This window comes from Pseudomonas sp. GV085 (genome assembly GCF_003050925.1).
In the GTDB taxonomy this organism is placed as follows: Bacteria; Pseudomonadota; Gammaproteobacteria; order Pseudomonadales; family Pseudomonadaceae; genus Aquipseudomonas.
In genome coordinates this window covers 379,921-404,593 of the sequence record NZ_QAOV01000005.1, presented here as the reverse complement: position 1 = coordinate 404,593, position 24,673 = coordinate 379,921, and the positions used below count along the sequence as shown (strand labels likewise).

The 24,673-nt window shown below is 60.5% G+C and carries 24 protein-coding genes; 17 read left to right on the top strand and 7 right to left on the bottom strand.

All coding sequences use genetic code 11. The features are described from left to right. Positions 1 to 143: 143 nt before the first annotated feature. On the bottom strand, positions 144 to 389 hold the full coding sequence (locus C8K63_RS13720) for a TIGR02647 family protein (RefSeq protein ID WP_007980796.1): 246 nt from the start codon (positions 387 to 389) through the stop codon (positions 144 to 146). A gap of 222 nt (positions 390 to 611) precedes the next feature. Further along, positions 612 to 896, bottom strand: coding sequence for a hypothetical protein (locus C8K63_RS13715; protein ID WP_108217199.1), 285 nt, complete (start codon positions 894 to 896; stop codon positions 612 to 614). A 124-nt stretch (positions 897 to 1,020) separates the two neighbouring features. Here C8K63_RS13715 and C8K63_RS13710 point away from each other — a divergent pair, with 124 nt between their 5' ends. Then, positions 1,021 to 1,680 (top strand): glutathione S-transferase, encoded by a 660-nt coding sequence (locus C8K63_RS13710; RefSeq protein ID WP_108217255.1) that lies wholly within the window; start codon positions 1,021 to 1,023, stop codon positions 1,678 to 1,680. Between the two features lie 103 nt (positions 1,681 to 1,783). Here the strand turns inward: C8K63_RS13710 and argH are convergent, their stop codons facing one another. Next, positions 1,784 to 3,178 carry an argininosuccinate lyase gene (argH, locus tag C8K63_RS13705; RefSeq protein ID WP_007992239.1) on the bottom strand — a complete coding sequence of 465 codons (1,395 nt, stop codon included), beginning with the start codon at positions 3,176 to 3,178 and terminating at the stop codon, positions 1,784 to 1,786. 458 nt (positions 3,179 to 3,636) lie between these two features. Here argH and C8K63_RS13700 point away from each other — a divergent pair, with 458 nt between their 5' ends. The 7 genes from C8K63_RS13700 (at position 3,637) to rsd (ending at position 10,100) form a co-directional block, all read left to right on the top strand. Further along, on the top strand, positions 3,637 to 4,383 hold the full coding sequence (locus tag C8K63_RS13700) for a LytTR family DNA-binding domain-containing protein (RefSeq protein WP_108217198.1): 747 nt from the start codon (positions 3,637 to 3,639) through the stop codon (positions 4,381 to 4,383). A gap of 138 nt (positions 4,384 to 4,521) precedes the next feature. Continuing rightward, positions 4,522 to 5,463, top strand: a complete 942-nt coding sequence (hemC, locus tag C8K63_RS13695; RefSeq protein WP_108217197.1) for a hydroxymethylbilane synthase — start codon at positions 4,522 to 4,524, stop codon at positions 5,461 to 5,463. Further along, positions 5,460 to 6,227, top strand: a complete 768-nt coding sequence (locus tag C8K63_RS13690) for a uroporphyrinogen-III synthase (protein ID WP_108217196.1) — start codon at positions 5,460 to 5,462, stop codon at positions 6,225 to 6,227. Before hemC ends, C8K63_RS13690 begins: the two co-directional genes overlap by 4 nt. Positions 6,228 to 6,243: 16 nt before the next feature. Then, the gene (locus C8K63_RS13685) at positions 6,244 to 7,413 is read left to right on the top strand and encodes a uroporphyrinogen-III C-methyltransferase (protein ID WP_108217195.1); all 1,170 of its coding nucleotides are present in this window, start codon (positions 6,244 to 6,246) and stop codon (positions 7,411 to 7,413) included. Beyond that, positions 7,410 to 8,648, top strand: a complete 1,239-nt coding sequence (locus tag C8K63_RS13680) for a heme biosynthesis protein HemY (RefSeq protein ID WP_108217194.1) — start codon at positions 7,410 to 7,412, stop codon at positions 8,646 to 8,648. Before C8K63_RS13685 ends, C8K63_RS13680 begins: the two co-directional genes overlap by 4 nt. 263 nt (positions 8,649 to 8,911) lie before the next feature. Then, the gene (locus C8K63_RS13675) at positions 8,912 to 9,463 is read left to right on the top strand and encodes a disulfide bond formation protein B (protein ID WP_108217193.1); all 552 of its coding nucleotides are present in this window, start codon (positions 8,912 to 8,914) and stop codon (positions 9,461 to 9,463) included. A 178-nt stretch (positions 9,464 to 9,641) separates the two neighbouring features. Next, the gene (rsd, locus tag C8K63_RS13670; RefSeq protein ID WP_108217192.1) at positions 9,642 to 10,100 is read left to right on the top strand and encodes a sigma D regulator; all 459 of its coding nucleotides are present in this window, start codon (positions 9,642 to 9,644) and stop codon (positions 10,098 to 10,100) included. Between the two features lie 60 nt (positions 10,101 to 10,160). On the opposite strand, the gene C8K63_RS13665 is transcribed toward rsd, so the two are convergent. Continuing rightward, the gene (locus C8K63_RS13665) at positions 10,161 to 10,826 is read right to left on the bottom strand and encodes an FKBP-type peptidyl-prolyl cis-trans isomerase (RefSeq protein WP_108217191.1); all 666 of its coding nucleotides are present in this window, start codon (positions 10,824 to 10,826) and stop codon (positions 10,161 to 10,163) included. Between the two features lie 192 nt (positions 10,827 to 11,018). Here C8K63_RS13665 and C8K63_RS30620 point away from each other — a divergent pair, with 192 nt between their 5' ends. Then, complete coding sequence (locus tag C8K63_RS30620) at positions 11,019 to 12,092, top strand: AlgP family protein (RefSeq protein ID WP_108217190.1); 1,074 nt, start codon at positions 11,019 to 11,021, stop codon at positions 12,090 to 12,092. On the opposite strand, the gene C8K63_RS13655 is transcribed toward C8K63_RS30620, so the two are convergent. Then, positions 12,089 to 12,553 carry a TIGR02444 family protein gene (locus tag C8K63_RS13655; protein ID WP_108217189.1) on the bottom strand — a complete coding sequence of 155 codons (465 nt, stop codon included), beginning with the start codon at positions 12,551 to 12,553 and terminating at the stop codon, positions 12,089 to 12,091. The genes C8K63_RS30620 and C8K63_RS13655 overlap by 4 nt on opposite strands. Before the next feature lie 50 nt (positions 12,554 to 12,603). Between C8K63_RS13655 and C8K63_RS13650 the strand changes: the two genes are divergently transcribed. The 5 genes from C8K63_RS13650 to C8K63_RS13630 all read left to right on the top strand — a co-directional run bounded on the left by C8K63_RS13650 (position 12,604) and on the right by C8K63_RS13630 (position 18,479). Further along, positions 12,604 to 14,514 (top strand): ATP-binding cassette domain-containing protein, encoded by a 1,911-nt coding sequence (locus C8K63_RS13650; protein WP_108217188.1) that lies wholly within the window; start codon positions 12,604 to 12,606, stop codon positions 14,512 to 14,514. Next, positions 14,514 to 15,095 (top strand): mechanosensitive ion channel family protein, encoded by a 582-nt coding sequence (locus C8K63_RS13645; RefSeq protein ID WP_108217187.1) that lies wholly within the window; start codon positions 14,514 to 14,516, stop codon positions 15,093 to 15,095. Before C8K63_RS13650 ends, C8K63_RS13645 begins: the two co-directional genes overlap by 1 nt. A 125-nt stretch (positions 15,096 to 15,220) precedes the next feature. Next, on the top strand, positions 15,221 to 15,853 hold the full coding sequence (gene rhtB / locus C8K63_RS13640) for a homoserine/homoserine lactone efflux protein (RefSeq protein ID WP_108217186.1): 633 nt from the start codon (positions 15,221 to 15,223) through the stop codon (positions 15,851 to 15,853). 162 nt (positions 15,854 to 16,015) lie between these two features. Beyond that, complete coding sequence (locus C8K63_RS13635; RefSeq protein ID WP_108217185.1) at positions 16,016 to 17,914, top strand: FTR1 family protein; 1,899 nt, start codon at positions 16,016 to 16,018, stop codon at positions 17,912 to 17,914. Positions 17,915 to 18,023: 109 nt separating this feature from the next. Then, positions 18,024 to 18,479, top strand: a complete 456-nt coding sequence (locus tag C8K63_RS13630; RefSeq protein WP_108217184.1) for a YaiI/YqxD family protein — start codon at positions 18,024 to 18,026, stop codon at positions 18,477 to 18,479. Between the two features lie 86 nt (positions 18,480 to 18,565). Here the strand turns inward: C8K63_RS13630 and elbB are convergent, their stop codons facing one another. After that, positions 18,566 to 19,234 (bottom strand): isoprenoid biosynthesis glyoxalase ElbB, encoded by a 669-nt coding sequence (gene elbB / locus C8K63_RS13625; RefSeq protein ID WP_108217183.1) that lies wholly within the window; start codon positions 19,232 to 19,234, stop codon positions 18,566 to 18,568. A 115-nt stretch (positions 19,235 to 19,349) separates the two neighbouring features. Between elbB and C8K63_RS13620 the strand changes: the two genes are divergently transcribed. Continuing rightward, positions 19,350 to 20,585 (top strand): sterol desaturase family protein, encoded by a 1,236-nt coding sequence (locus tag C8K63_RS13620; protein ID WP_108217182.1) that lies wholly within the window; start codon positions 19,350 to 19,352, stop codon positions 20,583 to 20,585. Here C8K63_RS13620 and C8K63_RS13615 read toward each other — a convergent pair. Beyond that, positions 20,566 to 21,198: a DedA family protein gene (locus C8K63_RS13615; RefSeq protein WP_108217181.1), complete on the bottom strand. Its 633-nt coding sequence runs from the start codon at positions 21,196 to 21,198 to the stop codon at positions 20,566 to 20,568. The genes C8K63_RS13620 and C8K63_RS13615 overlap by 20 nt on opposite strands. A gap of 205 nt (positions 21,199 to 21,403) precedes the next feature. Between C8K63_RS13615 and hemB the strand changes: the two genes are divergently transcribed. Together hemB and ppk1 are read left to right on the top strand one after the other, a co-directional pair. Further along, on the top strand, positions 21,404 to 22,417 hold the full coding sequence (hemB, locus tag C8K63_RS13610) for a porphobilinogen synthase (RefSeq protein WP_108217180.1): 1,014 nt from the start codon (positions 21,404 to 21,406) through the stop codon (positions 22,415 to 22,417). Between the two features lie 18 nt (positions 22,418 to 22,435). After that, entirely contained in the window at positions 22,436 to 24,664 is a 2,229-nt protein-coding gene (ppk1, locus tag C8K63_RS13605; RefSeq protein ID WP_108217179.1) for a polyphosphate kinase 1, read from the top strand. Positions 24,665 to 24,673: the final 9 nt, after the last annotated feature.

Here is a 24,673-nt window from a genome sequence, read left to right as displayed (position 1 = left end):
AGGGGCAGTTTAGCGCCTTGAGGCGAGGGCCTTTAAGCGGATTTTTTTCTGGCGTCAGATTTCTATCGGATGGAGACAGAAATCAGGGGAGTGTGCCCGCGGAAATCCCTGGATCGGGGTCTCCGTGGGCGATGCGGCAGAATTCAGGCTGTTACTTCGGCGTTAAGAATGGTCAGCACGGATTGCACATTTTGCGCGGCGTCACGACCCAGGCTGGTCAGGTAACCGCCATCAGGCTGGTCGGTCAGTTCTTTTTCAAAGAGGCGTTTGGCGGCGGCAATGTGTTTCGGGGCAGCGGTCTGATGAATTTTCAGGCCTTCCTGGGAACTGTCCAGGTTGAAGAGTGCGAGGACTTCCAGTTCGGCAACCAACTCAGGGGTAAGCGACATAAGGACTCCAGACTTTCTAGGAATTGGACGACAGCGCCCCTAAGGTGAACCCGCTTGTCCGGCATGTCCAGTGCCCGCGACAGGGTTTTTTTCTCTGTAGGAGCGAGCTTGCTCGCGAAGGTCGTCAACGATGACGCTGGAAACCTGATACCCCGTGGCGCTCTCGGGTTTTTCGCGAGCAATCGAGCGTCGACCGGCTGCTCCTACAGGGAGGGCGTGGGCTTACTGCTTTTCCGGCGGCAACTCAGGCAATGCGCGCAGCGCGGCTTCGTACCATTGGGTGTCGAACGGGCGGTCTTCTTCGAGGATCGCGTCGATTTCTACCGCCAGAACGTGAGCCATCAAGTTGAGGATTTCTTCCCGCTCGTAACCCACCAGTGTCAGCTTGTTGAACGTCGCCTTGGCCGCTGGCGGGTTGTCGCTTTCGATCTGGTTTTCGATGGCCTGGATCAGGGTGCTTTCGGCGAACTCTTCTTCGTCGTTGTCGATATCGTTCAGCTCGCTCATGGCAGGCTCCTCAGGGAAAGGTGGTCAGTTTACCTGCATTTATCTGCATGATGCTGCTGGCAGGAACGCCTTGAGCGTTCTATAAACAGACACCGCCCACCCCACACGGCTTGGAGGCTTTGTGATTTTTAAACTTTATGGATTTTGTGTCAGCAACTACTACAACATGGTCAAACTGGCGTTGCTGGAAAAAGGCCTGCCGTTCGAGGAGGTCATGTTCGTCCCGACCCAGACCCCGGAGTCATTGGCGATCAGCCCGCGGGGCAAGGTTCCGGTGCTGGGTGTCGAGCAGGGCTACATCAACGAAACCAGTGTGATTCTCGAGTACATCGAACAAGCCCAAAAGGGCAAGCCGCTGCTGCCGAATGAGCCGTTCGAGCGCGCGCAGGTGCTGGCGTTGGCCAAGGAAATCGAGCTTTACATCGAACTGCCGGCGCGTGCCTGCTTCCCGGAGGCATTTTTTGGCATGACGGTGCCGGAGGCGATTAAGGAAAAGAGCAAGGCTGAGTTGCTACAGGGGTTTGCCTCCCTGGCAAGGCACGGCAAATTCGCCCCTTATGTGGCGGGTGACAGTCTGAGTGTGGCTGATCTGTATTTCTTGTACGGCGTGCCACTGGCCTGTGCCGTGGCACAGAAGCTGTTCGATATTGATCTGCTGGCTGAGATGCCGGCAGCCAGGGCGCTGTTGGAGCGTCTGGAGCAGAATCCGCATGTGCAGCGGATCGCAAAGGACAAGGACGTGGCGATGCCCGCGTTTCTGGAGATGATCGCGTCCAAAAAGTAGGTTTTGTAGTGTTTTGAAGTCAGTCATCGCGAGCAGGCTCGCTCCCACATAAGATCGTGTTCATACACCGAGCCCTGTGGGAGCGAGCCTGCTCGCGAAGCTTTTAGCGGCTGGCGAGCAACGCCTGACCGCGAACCACGGCAGCCTTCACCTGCGCCGGCGCGGTACCGCCGATGTGGTTACGGGCATTGACCGAGCCTTCGAGGGTCAGCACGGCGAACACGTCCTGATCGATCTGGTCGCTGAACTTGCGCAGCTCTTCCAGGCTCATTTCCGCCAGGTCCTTGCCGCTGTCCACACCGTACTTCACGGCATGACCGACGATTTCGTGGCAGTCACGGAATGGCAGGCCGCGACGCACCAGATAGTCGGCCAGGTCGGTGGCGGTGGAGAACCCGCGCAGCGCCGCTTCGCGCATCATCGCGTGCTTGGGCTTGATCGCCGGCACCATGTCGGCAAAGGCCCGCAGCGAGTCGCGCAGGGTGTCGGCGGCGTCGAACAGCGGTTCCTTGTCTTCCTGGTTGTCCTTGTTGTAGGCCAGAGGCTGGCCTTTCATCAGGGTCAGCAGGCCCATCAGCGCACCGAATACGCGCCCGGTCTTGCCACGCACGAGCTCCGGCACGTCCGGGTTTTTCTTTTGCGGCATGATCGAGCTGCCAGTGCAGAAACGGTCGGGCAGATCGATGAACTGGAACTGTGCGCTGGTCCACAGCACCAGCTCTTCGGAGAAGCGCGACAGGTGCATCATCGCGATGCTGGCGGCCGAACAGAATTCGATGGCGAAATCGCGATCGGAGACGTTATCCAGCGAATTGCCGCCAACCGCGTCGAAACCCAGCAGTTGGGCGGTGTACTCGCGATCAATCGGGTAGGTGGTGCCGGCCAGTGCGGCGCTGCCCAGCGGCATGCGGTTGGTGCGCTTGCGGCAGTCGACCAGGCGTTCGTAGTCGCGGCTGAGCATCTCGAACCAGGCCAGCATGTGGTGCCCGAACGTCACTGGCTGTGCAGTCTGCAGGTGGGTGAACCCCGGCATGATGCTGGCGGCTTCGCGCTCGGCCTGCTCCAGCAGGCCTTTTTGCAGGCGGGTGATTTCGGCCAGGATCAGGTCGATCTCGTCACGCAGCCACAGACGGATGTCGGTGGCGACCTGATCGTTACGGCTGCGACCGGTGTGCAGTTTTTTACCGGTCACGCCGATGCGGTCGGTCAGCCGCGCCTCGATGTTCATGTGGACGTCTTCAAGGTCGATGCGCCAGTCGAACTGGCCGGCCTCGATTTCACCCTGGATGGTCTTCAGGCCATCGATGATGCTGTCGCGCTCGGCATCGGTCAGCACGCCGACCTTGGCCAGCATGGTGGCGTGGGCAATCGAGCCCATGATGTCGTGGCGATACAGGCGCTGGTCGAAGGTGACGGAGGCGGTGAAGCGGGCGACGAAGGCGTCGACGGGTTCACTGAAGCGGCCGCCCCAGGACTGATTGGTCTTGTCAGTGCTCATGAATTCGCTCGTATCGGCTTGAAGTAGGAAGGCGTGGAACGCTGGCGCGGATAATAACAGGGTTGCCAATCCTGTCGCTGACGCTGGTCGACAGGTTTTTTTGGGGATGAGTGCAGGCTTGGGTAAGCCTCGCACATTTTTGCGGAAGGATATTTTCCAATTGAGCTGTATCGTCCCGGCAACCGTCTACAGTTGGACAGTAGGATCAGCGCACTTTTCGTTGCAGCCGCTGATTATAAAAAGAGAGGGGTGTTCAGATTGCGTAACAGCAAACCCTGTGGCGATGTATCGCCAATGCGGGCCTGGGCCGCCAATCGCCCGGCAGATGAAAATTTAGCCGCCGGACCAACGGCACTTTTTGACGCTCGCGCTAGTCTTAGCGTGGATCGCGGTGACGGACGTCACTTCACCTGTCTACGCTATCCTTGTGCGAGACTCACGCAGGAATCCAGCGCAATATGAATGTCCTGATCGTTGATGACGAACCCTTGGCCCGCGAGCGCCTGAGCCGAATGGTTGGCGAACTCGAGGGATACAGTGTCATGGAGCCTAGTGCCACGAATGGCGAAGAGGCGTTGGCACTGATCGACAGCCACAAACCGGATATCGTGCTGCTTGATATCCGCATGCCCGGCCTCGATGGCCTGCAAGTGGCTGCGCGATTGTGCGAGCGTGAAACCCCTCCCGCCGTGGTGTTCTGCGCCGGGCCCGATGAATTTACCGTGGAAGCCTTACAGGCCAGCGCCGTAGGCTATCTGGTGAAACCTGTGAGAACTGAACAATTACATGACGCATTAAAGAGAGCCGAGCGCCCCAATCGTTCCCAGCTCGCCGCCCTGACCCGTCCTGCTGCCGAAAGCGGCAGCGGCCCGCGTAGCCATATCAGCGCCCGGACCCGTAAAGGGATTGAGCTGATTCCGCTGGATCAGGTGGTGTACTTCATTGCCGACCACAAATACGTGACCTTGCGCCACGAAGGCGGCGAAGTGCTGCTCGATGAGCCGCTCAAGGCCCTCGAGGACGAATTCGGTGACCGCTTCGTGCGCATCCATCGCAATGCACTGGTCGCCCGCGAGCGTATCGAGCGACTGCAGCGCACCCCCTTGGGACATTTTCAGCTGTTTCTCAAAGGTCTCAACGGTGATGCGCTGATCGTCAGTCGACGCCATGTGGCTGGCGTGCGCAAAATGATGCAACAGCTTTAAACAGCTGTTTGCAGGCGAATTTCACACCCGATTGCCGGACATCCGGGGCCAGGGAGGCCGAGTAGTATCTGATACAAGTCAAAGTGAATTTGGCTGAGATGTTATTATCCGCCGTATCTATTCAGTACGGATTGATCCATGTCCTCTCGTCAGATCCGCATCGCCACCCGCAAAAGCGCTCTCGCCCTGTGGCAGGCCGAATACGTCAAAGCCCGTCTTGAAGCGGCGCATCCGGGCCTGCTGGTCACTCTCGTCCCCATGGTCAGTCGTGGTGACAAGCTGCTTGACTCACCGCTGTCGAAAATCGGTGGCAAGGGCCTGTTCGTCAAGGAACTCGAAACCGCGTTGCTGGACAATGAAGCCGACATCGCCGTGCACTCCATGAAGGACGTGCCGATGGACTTCCCCGAAGACCTTGGCCTGTTCTGCATCTGCGAGCGGGAAGACCCGCGCGATGCGTTCGTTTCCAACACCTATGCCAGCCTGGATGAGTTGCCCCAGGGCAGCATCGTCGGCACCTCCAGCCTGCGCCGCCAGGCTCAATTGCTGACCCGTCGCCCGGACCTGGAAATCCGTTTCCTGCGCGGCAACGTCAATACGCGCCTGGCCAAGCTCGATGCCGGCGAATACGACGCCATCATCCTCGCCTCTGCCGGCCTGATACGCCTGGGATTTGAAGATCGCATCACCTCGGCCATCAGTGTCGACGACAGCCTTCCAGCCGGTGGTCAGGGCGCGGTGGGTATCGAATGCCGCAGCGCCGACCGTGAAATCCATGCTCTGCTGGCGCCCCTGCATCATCAGGACACCGCCACCCGCGTGACCGCCGAACGTTCTCTCAACAAGCACCTCAATGGCGGCTGCCAGGTGCCGATTGCCTGCTACGCCGTACTGGAAGGTGAGCAGCTGTGGTTGCGCGGTCTGGTGGGCGATCCAAAGGGTGGTCTGCTGCTCAGCGCAGAGGCCCGCGCTCCTCGCGGCGATGCCGAAGCGCTGGGGGTGCAGGTGGCCGAAGACCTTCTCAGCCAGGGTGCCGACGCCATTCTCAAAGCGGTCTATGGCGAGGCTGGTCACGAGTGATCGGCTGGCGCTTGCTGCTGACGCGTCCCGCCGATGAGTCGGCGGCGCTGAGCAGTCTTTTGGCTGAGCAGGGGATATTCAGTAACAGTCTGCCGCTTTTGGACATCATGCCGATTGCGGTCACTGACACAATGCGCCAGGTGATTCTGGCGCTGGATCAGTTCTGCGCGGTCATTGTGATCAGCAAGCCGGCCGCCCGGATCGGCGTCGATCTGCTCGAGCGGTATTGGCCAACGCCGCCCGGTGTGAAGTGGTTCAGCGTCGGCGCGGCGACTGCGCAGATCCTCGAGAATCACGGATTGGACGTGAGCTTCCCGGCAGAAGGCGATGACAGTGAAGCCTTGCTCGAATTATCCCGACTACGCGAGGCAATCGCACATCCCGATGCACGAGTGTTGATCCTGCGCGGGGAGGGCGGGCGCGAGTTGCTGGCGGAGCGTTTGCGTGAGCTTGGTGCTAGTGTCGAGTATCTGGAACTGTACCGCCGGGCATTGCCGATTTACCCGCCGACAGCGCTGCCGGAACGGATCCAGGCGGAACGCCTGAACGGGCTGGTGGTCAGCAGTGGACAAGGTTTTGAGCACCTGCATCAATTGGCCGGCGACGCCTGGCCGCAGTTGGCGCAGTTGCCGTTGTTTGTACCAAGCCCCAGGGTTGCCGAGCTGGCGCGTGCCGCCGGGGCCAAAACAGTTGTGGATTGTCGCGGCGCGAGTGCCGCGGCCTTGCTGACGGCGTTACGGGAGCATCCCGTACCCGTTTTCTAATGCAAAGGATGGATACGTGAGCGAAACAGCCTTGCCTAAAGATGACTCGCGACGGGTGCTCGATGCACCTGTTGATGCTCCTGTTGATGAAATGCCGACGCCACCGCCGCCACCTGCTGCCGGGCAGCGTCGAGGCAATGGTCTGGCAATCATTGCGCTGCTGTTGGGTGCGGCCGGTGTCGCGGTGGGCGGTTGGGGTGTCTGGCAGGTGCGTCACCTGCAAGCCAATAATCAGCAGCAACTGAGCCAGATGCAGGCGCTGAATGACCAGACGCAAAACCTCAAGCTCAATGAGGAGCGCCTGAGTGCACGCCTGGCGCAATTACCTCCCGCCGATGAACTGGAAGCACGTAGCCGTCTGGTGATTCAGTTGCAAGGTGATCAGCAGCGGTTGAACCAGCGCCTGGAAACCATACTCGGCGCCAGTCGCAAGGACTGGCGTCTGGCCGAGGCCGAGCATCTGCTGCGTCTGGCCAGCCTGCGACTGTCTGCCTTGCAGGACATCAGCAGCGCCCAGGCACTGGTTCAGGGTGCCGACGAGATTCTGCGCGAGCAGAACGACCCGGGCGCCTTTGCCGCTCGCGAGCAGGTGGCCAGGACCCTGATTGCCTTGCGCAGTACCGAGCAACCGGATCGCACCGGGCTGTTTCTGCGTCTGGGCGCGTTGCGCGATCAAGTGGCCAGTCTCACCGAGCTGGCGCCGGAGTACAAGGACCGTGGGGATTCGTTGCTGGGCCTGACCGCCGATGGCGACGGTGCCAGTCGCTGGGCGCAATGGTGGGATCAGATTTCGCGCTACATCCGTATCGACTTCAATGCTGACAAAAACGTTCGTCCATTGCTGGCCGGCCAGAGCCTGAGTCAGGTACGCCTGGCCCTGAGCCTGGCGCTGGAGCAAGCGCAGTGGGCCGCACTCAATGGCCAGGCGGCGGTTTACTCCCAAGTGCTGGACGAAGCGCGGGACATCCTCAAGGGCAACTTCAACCCGGACAATGCACAAAGCAAAGTGATGCTTGAGCAGGTGGCCGAGTTGAGCAAGCAACCTGTCACCGTAGTCACGCCAGATATGACCGGCACCCTGAGCGCGGTGCAGGGGTATCTGGAACGGCGCAACGTCAACGCCGAGGATTCGGTCAAGCCAATGGCCAGGCCTGCCGCGAACGCCGCGCCGGAGGCTACGCCATGAGACGCCTCTATGTGATCGTGTTCCTCGTGATCGCCGCTGCCGCTGCGCTCGGGCTGGCAATTGCCGAACACTCCGGCTATGTGCTGATTGCCTACAAGACCTTCCGCTATGAGTCGAGCCTGTGGGCTACCTTGGCGCTGGTGGCTGTGCTCTGGCTGGTGATCTGGGGCATCAGGTCGCTGGTCGAGCTGGTGATGGCTTCCAGTGGCGTGGTCAATCCGTGGTCGCGGCGTAACCGCAGTCGTCGGGTGCAGGTGGCGATCGAGCACGGTCAACTGGACCTGGCCGAGGGTCGCTGGGCCAGTGCCCAACGTCACTTGCATCGGGCCGCCGAAGCCGAGCGCCAGCCGCTGCTTTACTACCTCGGTGCGGCCCGTGCCGCGAACGAACAAGGCCATTACGAAGAAAGCGACAACTTGCTGGAGCGCGCCCTGGAGCGTCAGCCTCAGGCCGAGTTGGCAATCGCCTTGAACCACGCCCAGTTGCAGACCGATCGCGGTGATACCGAAGGCGCCCTCACCACCCTGCAAGCGATGCGTGAACGCCATCCTCATAACGCACAGACCCTGCGCCAGTTGCAGCGCCTGCTTCAGCAGCGAGGTGACTGGTCGGCATTGATTCGCCTGCTGCCAGAGCTGCGCAAAGACAAAATCCTGCCGGCGGCCGAGCTCGCCGAGCTGGAGCGTCGGGCCTGGGGGGCGAACCTGTCCCTGGCAGCGCAACGGGAAGAAGACGGAACGGTGGGGCAGCAATCGCTTGAACGTGCCTGGCAACAACTGACCTCGGCACAGCGTCAGGAGCCGCAACTGGTGCTCGCGTATGCCGAACAACTGCGGCAATTGGGGGCTCAGGTCGAGGCCGAAGAAGTGCTGCGTACTGCCCTAAAACGCAGCTACGACAGTCATCTGGCACGACTCTACGGACTGGTTCGCGGCAATGATCCGGCCCGCCAGTTGCAGACCGCCGAAGGCTGGCTCAAGGACCATCCGGCCGATCCTGGCCTGCTACTGACACTGGGTCGTCTATGTCTGCAAAACAGTTTGTGGGGCAAGGCCCGGGACTATCTGGAAAGCAGCCTGCGTGTACAACGCAATCCGGAAGCCTGTGCGGAACTGGCACGCTTGCTGGCGCAGATGGGCGATACCGAACGCAGCAACCAGCTGTTTCAGGAAGGCCTGGGGTTATTGGATGAACGCTTGCTCGCGGCCCCTCTGCCAGTGCCAGTCCGCGCTTGACTCGTTCGCTGGCGCCAGGTTTCGGCGTCTGAGCGATGACCTGCGGCGAAGGAGTGATCGCCCTCGCTGCAGTGCGATGATCAGTTGAAATTCAGTTGCCGCATCTCGTCGCAGGAAAAATCCTACAGAGGACTACATTTTATCCTCTCGCCTGCGTCGGGATTTCCCTACACTCGTGCTGAAGTCTCTGTGGGCACTTGCCTTGTAAGGCTGTCGCGCTTTCCTCTACCGTAATGGTCTGTCACTACTTTTACGGAAAAGCCATGTCTTTGGCCTGCTCACGCTCCTTGTTTTTCATGGCTTTCATTGCGGGCGCTCTGGCGATGGGCGTTTCCTACTACCTGGAATATGCAGTCGGCCTGCGGCCTTGTGGATTGTGTCTGTTGCAACGGTTTTGCATGGCGCTCTTTGCCGGTGTCTGCCTGTTGGCTTCGGTCCATGGCCCCGGTCGCATCGGAAACGTTCTGTATTGGCTGCTCAGTCTTTGTTGCAGCCTCGCCGGCACTGTCACGGCGTGGCGACAGGTCCTGCTGCAAAGCATTCCGATGGAACAGGCAGCGGCGTGCTCGACCGATCTGGCGGACGTGTTGGCCAGTTCTCCGTGGCTATCCGTCGTACAGCAAATGTTCAAGGGCGCTGCCGATTGTGTGGAAATTTCCTGGACACTGTTCGATCTGAGTCTCACCGAGTGGAGCCTGCTGTTCTTCGTCGCGATGATGATTCTGGCCGTTTACCAGTCGTTGCGACTGGTCTGGACCCGCTATCAGCGACCACTCAGCGGCGAGTCGTCGCACCGGGCCTTTGCGGGCGATTAAACACTTGTATGAACTTTATCGCCTGCGTACCTTGAAGCCAGTGTCGCGCGGGCATAATCTGGCCCGCACGTGTCATTGGAATTATGTTGCTCGATGACGCTCTGCCTGAAATCGCCCCCGACGTAACAAGAGGGCGACGGGCATTGAGCAGCTGACCCACAAGGGAAGAGAGATCACCATGCTCGAAAGTTGTCAGAATGCTCAGGAACGCTGGGGTGGAGTGCACCTGCTGATCGATCGCTGGTTGCAGGAGCGCAAAGAGCTGATCGATGCATACGACAAGCTCGGTGCCGATCCAGAGGCACTGTCCACGAATCGCAAGCCATTGCAGGAGTTCTGCGGCGTGCTGGTCGATTATGTATCGGCCGGGCATTTCGAGATCTACGAACAGCTGACGGGGGAGGCCAAGGCCTTCAACGACAAGCGTGGACTGGAGCTCGCCGAGACCATCTACCCGCGCATCGATGTCATCACTGAAAAGCTGCTTGCGTTCAATGACCTTTGCGACGAAGGCAAATGCGTTGCGCAGAAGTTCAAGGAACTGGGTGGCCTGTTGCACGAACGCTTCGAACTGGAAGACTGCCTGATCGAAGTGCTGCACACAGCCCACAAGGAAGTCGATTCGGTTCAGGCCTGAAGCACTTCCTGCAAGACCCCGAAACGGCGTGCCAAGGCACGCCGTTTTTCATTTCCACTGTCAGTTGGTTGCGCCACGCAATTCAACCTCGAACACCAATGGGGTGAACGGTGCGATCACGTCGCCGGCACCGTCGGCGCCATAGGCTTGGGCCGATGGAATCACCAGTCGCCATTTCGCCCCGACCGGCATGTTTTGCATTGCGCTGCGCCATCCGGCGATCACGCTGTCGAGACTGAACCATTGTGGCTGGCTGTTCTGATCGAACACCGTGCCATCGGGCAAGCGACCGATGTACAGCACCTGCACTTTGCCGTTCGGTCCGGCCTTGGCACCAGTGCCTGGCGTCAACTCCTTCAGCAGCACGCCATCAGCCAGTTCGCGCACGCCGGGCCTGGCTTTTTCTGTGGCGAGAAAACGCTGTTCCTTTTCCAGCGCCATTTCGCTTTGCGGCTCGGCTGACTGCATGGCGATCCGGGCTTCATGCTCGGTCAATATCTGCTGGATCTGCTCGTCCTTCAGCGCCAGCGGTTTGCCCTGATAGGCCTGCTGCAATCCTTCGACCAGTGCCTTAAGTTGCAGGTCGGGAGCCTCCTGGTGCAAGCGTTCGCCAAGGCTTGCGCCCAGGCTGTAAGCGAGATCACGGGCTTCATTTTCCTGCGTTTTTTCGGCGGACTGGGCCACCGAAAAAAACACGCACAGCGATAAAAAAAGGTAGCGCGACATGGGCACTCTCCGACCTGAATTGCGGGCGATTATGCCAGTGAGAATGCACGCAACGGTGAGCTGCTTTTGCGTCGAGGCAGAAGTTTTTCGATCCTTTGCAACGCGGGGCTTTCGATAGTGTCAACATGCCCTAGCGGCGGTTGCAGCAGAGGTCTAGTATGAGCCGCACTCACTTCAGCCAGGAGGTAAACCATGTCGGCCACCAAGAAGCCAGTAAACACTCCATTGCACCTGCTCCAACAACTCTCGAGCAGCCTGCTCGAGCATCTGGAAACCGCTTGTTCCGAAGCCTTGGCTGATGCTGAAAAACTGCTCGCCAAACTGGAAAAGCAGCGCGGAAAAGCGCAAGAAAAACTGCACAAATCCCGCACCAAATTGCAGGACGCTGCGGCAGCCGGAAAAGCCAAGGCACAAGCCAAGGCCAAGGACGCAGTGGTCGACCTTGAAGAGCTGCTCGATGCCCTCAAGGATCGTCAATCGGAAACCCGCGGCTACATTCTGCAACTCAAGCGCGATGCTCAGGAAAGCCTGAAACTGGCCCAGGGCGTCGGTCGTGTACAAGAGGCTGTCGGCAAGGCGTTGTCCCTGCGTGCAGCCAAACCTGCTGCGGCACCTGCGAAGAAAGCCGCTGCCAAACCGGCTGCTGCAAAAGCACCGGCCAGGCCTGCTGCTGCAAAACCGGCAGCTGCCAAACCAGTAGCGAAAACTGCCGCAGCCAAACCGGCTGCGAGAAAACCGGCTGCTGCCAGCGCCGCAAAACCTGCAGCTAAAACCACGGCTGCCAAACCAGCCGCTGCACGACCTGCCGCTGCAAAAGCCGCTGCTGCCAAACCAGCGGTGACTAGAACCGCCGCTGCAAAACCGGCTGCAAAACCAGCCGCTAAACCCGCTGCCCGTACCGCTGCTGCGAAACCTGCTGCCAAGCCGGCTGCAAAACCTGTCGCTGCAAAACCAGCAGCCAAAACAGCAGCCAAAACAGCAGCCAAGCCGGCTGCAAAACCTGCGGTAAAAGCGGCTGCAAAACCAGCCGCAAAACCAGCTACCGCAAAACCAGCCGCTGCCAAACCGGCAGCTGCCAAACCGGCAGCTGCAAAACCAGCGGCCAAACCTGCGGTGAAAAAACCGGTTGCCGCCAAGCCAGCCACAGCATCGGTTGCCAAGCCAGTCGCTCCGGCTGCTCCAGCAGCACCTCCCTCGACAACCGCGCCAGCGCCAACGCCTGCCGCAACTTCGAGCGCTGTAACCACCCCAACCAGCGCTTCCTAAGTGCCGGTTACCGCGACGCGCAGCTGATGCAGCGCGTCGCGGTGCAGGTGGGCGGCCTCAGCCGCCGCACCTTCCAGCCAGGCCGGTAGATCGGTCTCGGCATTTTGCGGCCAACTCTGCGCCGCTCTCTCCAGCCGCAACAACAGATGCCGTTCGGCTTCCAGCTCCAGTGCCTTCACTTGTTCACGCAGGGTATGCAATCCGGCGTCTTCCGAGGCTGCGGTTTTCCATTGCGTACGCAAGGCCCGTAACGGCCGCACGACATCGGCTTCCCAGGCGACGGCCACGCTACGCAGTTGCTGCAAGCGCTGTTCATCGCAGGCCACACCTCGCTGTCCCAGCCACGCACAGCACAGCAACAGGCACACATTGACTCCCGCCGACTGCAATTGCAGGCATGCCTGCTCAACGCCCGGGCGGGCGTAAATGGTCAGGGAAAAGCTCCACAGGTCAGAGGACATAGTGCTACTCGCGCCAGTTGCGAGCGAAGCTGGTAGACTCCGCCGCCATTATGATTCGACTTCAGAACCTGACTTTACAGCGTGGCCCGCAACGTCTGCTAGAAGACGCCGAGCTGACGCTGCACGCCGGCCAGAAAGCCGGCCTCATCGGTGCCAATGGCGCCGGCAAATCGAGCCTGTTCGCCTTGCTTCGGGGCGAACTGCACCCGGACTCGGGTGATTGCTTCCTGCCGGCCGACTGGCGTATCGCCCACATGCGCCAGGAGGTCGACACCCTCGAACGCCTGGCGGTCGACTACGTGCTCGATGGCGACCTGCGCCTGCGCCAGGTGCAACGCGACCTGGCGGCAGCCGAAGCGACCCATGACGGTGCCGCACAGGCCCGCCTGCACTCCGAACTCGACAGCGCCGACGGTTACACCGCCGATGCCCGGGCGCGCAAGTTGCTGGCCGGTCTCGGGTTCACCAATGAGCAGATGGATCGTCAGGTCGGGGATTTCTCCGGTGGCTGGCGGATGCGTCTGAACCTGGCGCAGGCCTTGATGTGCCCATCGGACCTGCTGCTGCTCGACGAACCGACCAACCACCTGGACCTCGACGCCATCATCTGGCTTGAGGAATGGCTCAAGAGCTATCCGGGCACCCTGATGCTGATCTCCCACGACCGCGACTTCCTCGATGCCGTGGTCGATCACGTGGCCCACGTCGATCAGCGCAAGATCACCCTGTACCGCGGTGGCTACAGCGCCTTCGAGCGCGCCCGTGCCGAACGTCTGGCCCAGCAACAGCAGGCCTACGAGAAGCAGCAGGTGCAACGTGCGCACATGGAAAGCTACATCGCCCGCTTCAAGGCCCAGGCCACCAAGGCCCGTCAGGCCCAGAGCCGGATCAAGGCACTGGAGCGGATGGAAGAGCTGACCGCGGCCCACGTCGACTCGCCGTTCGATTTTGTCTTCCGTGAATCACAGAAAATCTCCAGCCCGCTGATCGACCTGTCCGATGCCCGTCTGGGTTACGGCGACAAAGCCGTGTTGGAGAAGGTCAAGCTGCAACTGACCCCGGGTGCGCGGATCGGTCTGCTCGGACCTAACGGCGCTGGTAAATCGACTTTAATCAAGAACCTCGCCGGTGAGCTCTCGCCATTGGCCGGGCGCTTGACCCGTGGCGAGAACACCGTGGTCGGTTACTTCGCCCAGCATCAACTCGATTCTCTGGATTCCAAGGCCAGCCCGTTGCTGCACTTGCAGCGTCTGGCACCGACCGAGCGCGAGCAGACCTTGCGCGACTTCCTCGGCGGCTTCGACTTCCGCGGCGCACGAATCGACGAGCCGGTGTTGAATTTCTCTGGTGGCGAGAAGGCGCGCCTGGCTTTGGCATTGATTGCCTGGGACCGGCCGAACCTGCTGCTGCTCGACGAACCGACCAACCACCTGGACCTGGAAATGCGTCTGGCGCTGACCATGGCCCTGCAGGAATTCAGTGGTGCGGTACTGGTGGTCTCCCACGACCGGCATTTGCTCAAAAGCACCACCGACAATTTCTATCTGGTGGCGGACGGCAAGGTCGAAGAGTTCGATGGCGACCTGGAGGACTACACCCGTTGGCTGGTGGACTACCGTCAGCGCAATGCACCGGTCAGCAACACCCCAGTCAACCCGGACAAGACCGACAAGAAAGCCCAGCGTCAGGCCGCTGCTGCGTTGCGCCAGCAACTGGCACCGCACAAGCGTGAAGCTGACAAGCTTGAAACCGAGCTGGGCAAGCTCCACGAGAAGCTGGCGAAAATCGATGCCAGCCTCGGCGACAGTGAAATCTACGAACCGGCACGCAAGAACGACTTGCGTGATCTGCTGGCCGAACAGGCCAAACTGAAGGTGCGTGAGGCGCAACTGGAAGAAGCGTGGATGGAAGCCCTGGAATTGCTGGAAAGCATGCAGGCGGAGCTGGAGGCGCTGTCCTGATGGACGCCTTCAAGCTGCCGTTGCCGGCGGTGTGGGTCGAGCCGATCTGGCTTGGCGTGCAAATCCTGCTGATCCTGCTCGCCGGTTACTTCGCCCAGCGCTTTGTTGCCAAATGCCTGACTCGTCTCGGTGAGCGCTACCCGTTTCCGCCGCAGTTGCTGATGCCGCTGCGCGGGGGCCTGCGCTGGCTGATCATGGGCAGTGCGTTGATTTTCGTGCTGGAGCGCCTCGGGGTTTCGGCCACGGTGCTCTGGACCGCGTTATCCGGTTTTGTCGCGGTCGCGGCGGTGGCGTTTTTCGCCATGTGGAGCGTGCTGTCGAACCTGCTGTGCGCGATCCTGATCTTTACCGTCGGCCCGTTCCGCATCGGTGACGTGGTCGAGCTGGTGGACACCACTGACAAGCCCGGTGTCAAAGGTCGGGTGGTGGCGATCAATCTGCTTTACACCACGCTGATCGAGGCCGAAGAACTCGGCACTGGCAGCGCCATGGTGCAAGTGCCTAATAGTCTGTTCTTCCAGCGTTCTGTTCGGCGCTGGCGCGGCACGGATGTGTTTCCTTCCAGCGGGTTTGAAAAGTAGTAAGCCAGTTCAAGATCTTTGCTTTTGGCTGTTGGCAGTCGCCATGTCCTGTAAAAAATCGGTAGTCATCCAATCAAAGCCGCATTAGCTTAGACATCTGTCATGAGTCTGAGTCGAGGTGTGAAATGGAGCTTCAAACATGGCTGGCTTTTTTTGCCGCCTGCTGGGTGATCAGCCTGTCCCCCGGTGCCGGCGCCATTGCGTCGATGTCCAGCGGTCTGCAATACGGATTCTGGCGCGGCTACTGGAACGCCCTGGGTCTGCAATTGGGCCTTGCAGTGCAGATCGCCATTGTCGGCGCCGGTGTGGGCGCGATTCTGACGGCGTCGGCCACAGCCTTCTATGCGATCAAATGGTTCGGCGTGGCGTACCTGGTCTACCTCGCGATCAAGCAATGGCGTGCGCTGCCCAGCGATATGAGCGATGACGCGGCTGTGCGTCAGATCGGCAAGCCTCTGGCCCTAGTGTTCCGTGGTTTTCTGGTGAACATCAGTAACCCCAAGGCGCTGGTGTTCATGCTGGCGGTGTTGCCGCAGTTCATCGACCCCCATGCTCCACTGCTGATTCAGTATCTGGTGATCGGCGTGACCATGATCTGCGTCGACTTGATCGTCATGGCTGGCTACACCGGTCTGGCGTCCAGGGTGCTGCGTCTGCTGCGCACACCGAAACAGCAAAAACGCATGAATCGGACCTTTGCCGGACTGTTCATCGGTGCGGCAGCATTCATGGCGACGCTGCGCAAAGCTGCGATCTAAGCTCGCGGAAATCCAGGAGGGCGACCCATGAGGTCGCCTTTTTCATTGGTGTATCAATACCTTGGAGAACCCGTGATTTCACCGGAAGTCCCGACAATGCTTGAGCGAAACCCGTTGGGCGTTAACAATATGTAACTTCGTTTTTCCAACTGAGATTCATTCATGATTGCCCCCTCCCGTTTGCTGGCTTGGTTGCTGCTGCCGCTGTTCGCGGCGTGCAGCGTTCAACTGCTGGCCGCCCCTGCCGAAGGTGCGCCGCAGGCGCTGCACTTGCTCGATTACATCGGCGCGGATTACCCGGACACGGTGCAGGCGGGCAGCATCACGGACCAGGCCGGATTTCGCGCGCAGCAAGAGTCGGTCAAGACGCTGGGAAGCCTGATGGCGGCCATGCCGGCCAATCCGGAAAAAGCCGCGCTGGAGCAAAGCCTGACCGCGCTGGGCAATTCCATCGGCGCCCGTCAGGACGGTGCTGATGTCACTCGCCAGGCCCGGCAACTCGGTGCAAAGCTGGCCGTGGCCTATGAAGTCAGCCAGGCCCCGGTCATTACGCCGGACCCGGCGCGTGGCGCGCCGCTGTACGCTCAGCATTGCTCGGTCTGCCATGGCGATACAGGGGCCGGCGAGGGCCCGGCGGGCGTCGGCATGACGCCACCGCCTTCCAATCTGCGTGACACCACACGACTGGATCGACTGAGCCTCTACGCGATCTACAGTACCTTGGGCTTGGGCGTCGAAGGGACTGACATGCCGGCCTTTGCCGATCAACTGGATGATCGTCAGCGTTGGGACTTGGCCACCTATATCGCCAGCTTCAGTGTTGACCCGACGACGGCCAAGGCTGAAAAGACCTACGGCATCGCCGACCTGGCTCGTCAGACCCCGGCTGAAGTGCTGGCCGCCGAAGGTCCGCAAGCCGCCGCGACCTTCCGTGCCCAGCGGGCGCAACCGCCGCAGGTCAAGCGTGGCCCGGCGCAACTGCTCGACTACACCGCAGCCACTCTGGACAAGAGCATCGCGGCGTATCGTGCCGGTGAGCATGATCAGGCTTATGACTTATCCGTAGCGGCGTATCTGGAAGGCTTCGAGCTGGTTGAGAGCTCGCTGGATAACATTGACGCCAACGTACGTAAAGACACTGAAAAATCCCTGATGGCCTACCGTCAGTCGTTGCAAGATGGCCTGCCGGTGAGCGAGGTCGAGCAGCGCCTGAACGTCGCCAAGGCCAAGTTGAAGGCATCGGCCGGCCTGTTGGGCAACGAGGGTTTGAGCTGGTCGCTGAGTTACATTTCCGGCCTGCTGATTCTGCTGCGTGAAGGTCTGGAAGCGATTCTGGTGCTGGCGGCGATCCTGGCTTTCCTGCGCAACACGGGTCAACAGGCGGCGGTGCGCAGTGTCAACGCCGGTTGGGGGTTGGCGTTTCTGGCGGGGCTGGGTACCTGGGCGCTGGCAGCCTATGTGATCGATGTCAGCGGTTCGCAGCGCGAATTGCTGGAAGGCGCGACGGCGTTGTTTGCCAGTGTCATGGTGTTGTGGCTGGGTGTGTGGATGCATGACCGTCGTCACGCGGCGGCCTGGCAGGATTACATCAAGACCAGCCTGGTGGGTGGCGGTGGGCGTTTCGGCTTTGCGACCCTGGCGTTTTTCTCGGTGTATCGCGAACTGTTCGAAGTGATTCTGTTCTACGAAACCCTGTGGTTGCAGGCAGGTCCGGCGGGGCATAACGCGGTGCTGGCCGGTGGGGCCACGGCGCTGGTGCTGCTGGTCGGCCTGGCCTGGGTGATTTTGCGCGGTTCGGCGAAGCTGCCGCTGGCGCTGTTCTTCAGCATCAACGCCGGTCTTTTGTGCGCCTTGTCGGTGGTGTTTGCCGGGCATGGCGTGAAAGCGCTGCAAGAAGCCGGGATCTTCGGCACTCGACCGGTGCCGTTCTTTGACTTTGAATGGTTGGGGATCCATGCCGATGCGTATTCGCTGAGTGCCCAGGCTGTGGCGATCATTGCGATTGTCGTGTTGTATGGCCGTAGCCGGGTGGTTGAGAAGCAGCGGGTGCAGGTTTCTTAAAAGGCATTCGCTTCGCTCACTTTCGCGGGCAAGCCACGCTCCCACAGGTTTAGCGTTAACCTGTGGGAGCGTGGCTTGCCCGCGATTCTTTTTGGAAGAGGAAAAACCGATGCGTGTGTGGATCGATGCCGATGCCTGTCCGCGGGCAGCCAAGGATCTGGTGGTGAAGTTCGCCCTCAAGCGCCAGTTCGAAGTGGTGCTGGTGGCCGGACAGCCGCAGACCAAGCCGGGGCTGGCACTGGTCAAGTTGATCGTGGTGCCGAGCGGTCCGGATGCGGCGGACGATTATCTGGTGGAACACGCGGTGCCCGGTGAGCTGGTGATTTGCAGCGATGTGCCGCTGGCCGATCGTCTGGTGAAGAAGGGCGTGGCGGCGCTCGATCCGCGGGGCAAGGAGTTTGATGCGCAGAACATGGGAGAACGGCTGGCGGTGCGCAACCTGTTCACCGATTTGCGCGAACAGGGGCAAATGGGTGGGGGGCCAGCGCCGTTCGGCGACCGTGAGAAGCAGGCGTTTGCCAATGCGCTGGACCGGATTTTGACCAGGTTATCCCGCAACGTCTGAACAGATCGCAGCCTGCGGCAGCTCCTACAGGTATACACCGCCCCCTTGTAGGAGCTGCCGCAGGCTGCGATCTTTTGATCTTGTTTTTACGCGTCGTCTTCGTGGGTCAGTTCCAATACCCGGTCGACCAGCTTGTTGATCCCCGACGCCGCTTCACTGATCGATTGCGCCAGCATGTAAGCCGGTGTGCTCACCAGTTTGCGTGCCTTGTCCTCGACGATGTCACTGACCGCGCAATCGGCATGGGTGGCGCCCATTTTGTTCATCGCGGCAGCGGTGTCGGTGTCATTGCCGATGGTGCAGGTGACGCCGGGGCCGTAGATCTTTGCCGCCAGGGCAGGTGAGATACACATCAACCCCACCGGCTTGCCGGCCTCGGCAAAGGCTTCGGTCAGTGCCAGGACATCCGGTTGAACGGTGCAGCCAGCGCCTTCGATGGCGAAGTTGGACAGGTTCTTGGCCGAGCCGAAGCCGCCGGGCACGATCAGCGCATCGAACTCATCGACGTTCGCGTCACGGATATCCTTGATGTTGCCCCGGGCTATCCGTGCCGATTCCACCAGCACGTTGCGCGATTCAGGCATTTCTTCGCCAGTCAGGTGATTGATCACATGCAACTGCGCGATGTTCGGTGCGAAACACTGCACCTGGGCACCGCGCTGGTCCAGGCGCAGCAGGGTGATGACGCTCTCGTGGAGCTCGGCGCCGTCGTACACGCCACAACCGGAAAGGATCACTGCAACTTTTTTGCTCATGGGCTTTTCTCCAGATTCATGGCGTTAAATGTCCACTAATTTGTCACTCGTTGCCATAGGGTTAATTCACGGCTACACATAGCATCTGTCCTCAAGATTCCGGTCAGGGCGCGTCATGGACTTCATTCTGTATGCGGTGCCGTTTTTCTTTGTGCTGATCGCCGTCGAACTGCTGGCCGACCGTTGGCGCGGGGTCAGTAATTATCGGGTGGCGGACGCGATCAACAGCATCAGCACCGGCGTGCTGTCGACCACCACGGGGCTGCTGACCAAAGGCGTGGGGCTGGTGACCTACGCGTTCGCCCTCAAGTACCTGGCGCTGTTCGAACTGTCGGTCGACAGTGTGTGGGTCTGGGTGTTCGCTTTTGTCTTCTATGACTTCTGCTACTACTGGCTGCACCGCATGGGCCACGAGCGCAACATCCTCTGGGCCGCCCATTCGGTGCATCACCAGAGTGAGGACTACAACCTGTCCACGGCGTTGCGCCAGACCAGTACCGGATTCCTGCTGAGCTGGATCTTCTATCTGCCGATGGCGGTATTCGGCGTGCCGCTGCTGATGTTCGTCAGCGTCGCGGCGCTGAACCTGCTCTACCAGTTCTGGGTGCACACCCGGCACATTCCCAAGCTTGGCTGGTTCGAATGGTTCTTTGTCACGCCGTCCAATCATCGGGCTCACCATGCACAGAATGCTCTCTACATGGATCGCAACTACGGCGGCGTGTTCATTATTTGGGACCGTCTGTTCGGCTCGTTCCAGGAAGAAGACGACAACGAGCCAGTGATTTTCGGTGTGACCACGCCGCTGGCGAGCTGGAATCCTGTGTGGGCAAACGTGCAGTTCTACGCGCAGTTGTGGGCAGATGCACGGCGTACCGAAAGCACCTGGGACAAGCTGCGGATCTGGTTCATGCGCACCGGCTGGCGCCCGGCGGACGTGGCGGCCAAATACCCGATGAACAAGCCGGACCTGAACCAGTTCCGCAAATTCGAGGTGCCGCTGGACGGACGTCAGCAGCTCTACGTCTTGTTGCAGTTCTGCGCCTACGTCGCGCTGGGCAGCTACTTGATGAATCTTGAGCCGAAGCTGCCGGTCGCCGCCCTGATGTTGGGTTGGGGGGCGGTGGCGTTCGGTCTGTTTGTGCTGGGCGTGGCCCTGGAGAGTCGCCCGTGGGCGTTGAAGCTGGAGTGGGCGCGGCTGGCGTCGAATCTGCCATTGGTATGGCTGGCCCCGATGGTGGGGTTGTGGCCGGCCAGCGCGGTGGGCTGGGTCGGCCTGCTCAGTTACAGCCTGTTGAGCGGCATCGGTCTCTACTGTTGCAGAAACCGCATTACTCGATTGGCGTCGTAGGGCCTTCGATTTTTGTTCGTTCGGCCTTCATGGCTTGCTCGTCGGCGTAGACCTGCTTGGCCAGGCGGGCATTCTTGAAGCGCCGGCGCAGCCATAGCACGAAGCCCAGGACCAGCAGGGCGCCGAGTACCCAGAGTTCGTACTTCTTCACACTGCCGAGCATGCCTTCGAGCACCGCGCCGAAATGGTACGCGGCCGCCGCCAATGCGGCGGCCCAGATCGCCGCGCCAATGCCGTTGAGCAGCAGGTAGCGGCCCGGCGGATAGCCCGACAACCCGATGGCCACCGGCATGACCGTGCGCAAGCCGTAGACGAAGCGGAAGCTCAATACCCAGATGTCCGGGTGCCTGCGAATGTGTTCCAGCGCCCGGTCACCCATCATCTGCCAGCGCGGTTTGCGCGCCAGCAGCTTGCGACCGTGCTTGCGTCCCAGGAAGTACCACAGTTGGTCGCCGGCATAGCTGCCGAAGAAGGCCACGACCACCACCAGGTTGATGTCCATGTATCCACGGAACGCGAGGAAGCCTGCGAGTACCAGAATGGTTTCGCCTTCGAAGAACGTGCCTAGAAAAAGGGCAAAGTAGCCGAAGTCATGCAGAAATTGTTGGAGCATTGTCTGGGTGCTGGCGAAATGAACGCGCAGCCTAACCCTTCGGACACATTCAGGAAAGTGTCCAAATGTGTCTCGACGTGAACATTTCCTACAACGACAATGGAATGCGGCTACCTGTCGCAGCGTGCACATAACTGTCACACGTTCGTCATAATGGCCGCTTATAACTGTCACGCTCGCACGTCTGCGGGCTCAGGAGTCTGCCGTGAGCTTTACCCCCGCCAATCGTTTGTTCCCCGCAACCCGCCTGCGCCGCAACCGTCGTGATGACTTCTCGCGTCGTTTGGTCCGTGAAAATGTCCTGACCGTCGATGACCTGATCCTGCCGGTATTCGTGCTGGACGGTGAAAACCGTCGCGAAGCGGTGGCCTCGATGCCGGGTGTCGAACGCCTGACCATCGACCTGTTGCTGGAAGAGGCGGCCAAGTGGGTCGAGCTGGGGATTCCGGCGCTGGCGCTGTTCCCGGTAACACCCTCGCAGCTCAAGTCGCTGGACGCCGCCGAAGCGTGGAACCCAGAAGGCATCGCCCAACGCGCGACCCGTGCGCTGCGTGCGCAATTCCCTGAGCTGGGCGTGATCACCGACGTCGCCCTGGACCCGTTCACCACCCACGGCCAGGACGGCATTCTTGATGAAGAAGGCTACGTGCAGAACGACATCACCGTCGACGCACTGGTCAGGCAAGCCCTGTCCCACGCCGAAGCCGGCGCCCAGGTCGTGGCGCCATCGGACATGATGGACGGCCGCATCCAGGCGATCCGCGAAGCCCTCGAGGTGGCCGGTCACGTCAACGTGCGGATCATGGCCTACTCGGCCAAGTACGCCAGCGCCTATTACGGCCCGTTCCGCGATGCAGTCGGTTCGGCGCTGAACCTGGGCAAGGCCAACAAGGCCTCCTATCAGATGGACCCGGCCAACAGCAACGAAGCCCTGCACGAAGTGGCGGCGGACTTGTCAGAAGGTGCAGACATGGTCATGGTCAAGCCAGGCATGCCGTACCTGGACATCCTGTGCCGGGTAAAAGAAGAATTCAAAGTGCCGACGTTTGTTTATCAAGTCAGCGGCGAATACGCCATGCACATGGCGGCGATCCAGAATGGCTGGTTGAGCGAAGGGGTTATCCTCGAGTCCCTGACCGCTTTCAAACGTGCAGGGGCTGATGGCATCCTGACGTACTTTGCCGTTCGTGCCGCTCAATTGTTACGAGAGCAAAAATAGCCCTCCCAGGAACATTCGATGAATACCGAAGTGCTCACTGAAGTTGCCGTAAAAGACGCTCAACCTGTGGTGGAGCAAGTCGACGAGACCCCGCCGGAGCTGGAGCCAGCTCCGCCCGCAGCGGTCGTCGAAACCGCTACGCCAGCGCCAGCGCCAGCGGTGGCCATTCCCGGTCTGGATGACAGCAGCCTGTACATCCACCGCGAGCTCTCGCAACTGCAGTTCAATATCCGCGTGCTGGAGCAGGCGCTGGACGAGTCCTACCCGTTGCTGGAGCGGCTGAAGTTTCTGCTGATCTTCTCCAGCAACCTGGACGAGTTCTTCGAAATTCGTGTCGCCGGCCTGAAGAAGCAGATCACTTTCGCCCGTGAACAGGCTGGCGCCGATGGTCTGCAGCCGCACCAGGCCCTGGCGCGCATCAGTGAGCTGGTTCACGGTCACGTCGATCGTCAGTACGCAATCCTCAATGACATTCTGTTGCCGGAGCTGGAAAAGCATCAGGTCCGCTTCATCCGTCGCCGCAATTGGACGACCAAGCTCAAAACCTGGGTCCGCCGCTATTTCCGCGACGAGATCGCCCCGATCATCACCCCGATCGGCCTCGACCCGACGCACCCGTTCCCGTTGCTGGTGAACAAGAGTCTGAACTTCATCGTCGAACTCGAAGGTATCGATGCGTTCGGTCGCGACTCCGGCCTTGCGATTATCCCGGCACCGCGTCTGCTGCCGCGCATCATCAAGGTGCCGGAAGAAGTCGGCGGCGCAGGCGACAACTATGTGTTCCTGTCGTCGATGATCCACGCCCATGCCGATGACCTGTTCCAGGGCATGAAGGTCAAGGGCTGCTACCAGTTCCGCCTGACCCGGAACGCCGACCTGGCGCTGGACTCCGAAGATGTAGAAGACCTGGCCCGTGCCTTGCGCGGCGAGCTGTTCTCCCGGCGCTATGGCGATGCGGTACGTCTGGAAGTGGCTGATACCTGCCCGAAACACCTGTCCGACTACCTGCTCAAGCAATTCAACCTGAGCGAGTCGGAGTTGTATCAGGTCAACGGTCCGGTGAACCTGACGCGGCTGTTCAGCATCACCGGCCTGGACAGTCAGCGCGAGCTGCAATACCTGCCGTTCACCCCGCAGATCCCGAAACTGCTGCAGAACAGCGAGAACATTTTCAGCGTGATCAGCAAGCAGGACATCCTGCTGCTGCACCCGTTCGAGTCGTTCACCCCGGTGGTCGACCTGCTGCGTCAGGCTGCCAAGGATCCGCACGTGTTGGCGGTGCGCCAGACGCTGTATCGCTCCGGCGCCAACTCGGAAATCGTCGATGCGCTGGTGGATGCTGCGCGTAACGGCAAGGAGGTCACCGCGGTGATCGAACTGCGTGCGCGGTTCGACGAAGAATCCAACCTGCAACTGGCCAGCCGTCTGCAAGCGGCCGGTGCGGTGGTGATCTATGGCGTGGTCGGCTTCAAGACTCATGCCAAGATGATGCTGATCCTGCGTCGAGAGGCGGGCGAAATCGTGCGTTACGCGCACCTCGGCACGGGCAACTACCACGCCGGCAACGCCCGCCTGTACACCGACTACAGCCTGCTGACTTCCGACGACGCTTTGTGCGAAGACGTCGGCAAACTGTTCAGTCAGTTGATCGGCATGGGCAAGACGCTGCGCATGAAGAAATTGCTGCACGCGCCGTTTACCCTGAAAAAGGGCATGCTCGACATGATTGCCCGCGAAACCCAGTTCGCCCTCGACGGCAAACCGGCGCATATCATCGCCAAATTCAACTCGCTGACCGATCCGAAGATCATCCGCGCGCTGTACAAGGCCAGCCAGTCAGGCGTGCGCATCGATCTGGTGGTGCGTGGCATGTGCTGCCTGCGGCCGGGTATCACTGGGGTTTCCCACAACATCCACGTGCGTTCGATCATTGGCCGCTTCCTGGAACACACCCGGGTCTTCTACTTCCTCAACGGCGGCGACGAGCAGATGTTCCTGTCCAGTGCAGACTGGATGGAGCGCAACCTCGACAAGCGCGTCGAGACTTGCTTCCCGGTGGAAGGCAAGAAGCTGATCATGCGGGTCAAGAAAGAGCTGGAGATGTATCTGACCGATAACACCCACAGCTGGAGCCTGCAGTCGGACGGTCGTTACGTCCGTAACACACCGACCGGCAACCAGAACCCGCGCAGTGCCCAGGCGACATTGCTGGAGCGTTTGGGCAGCCCGATCCTGGCTGTTCGTTAACGCAGCGAC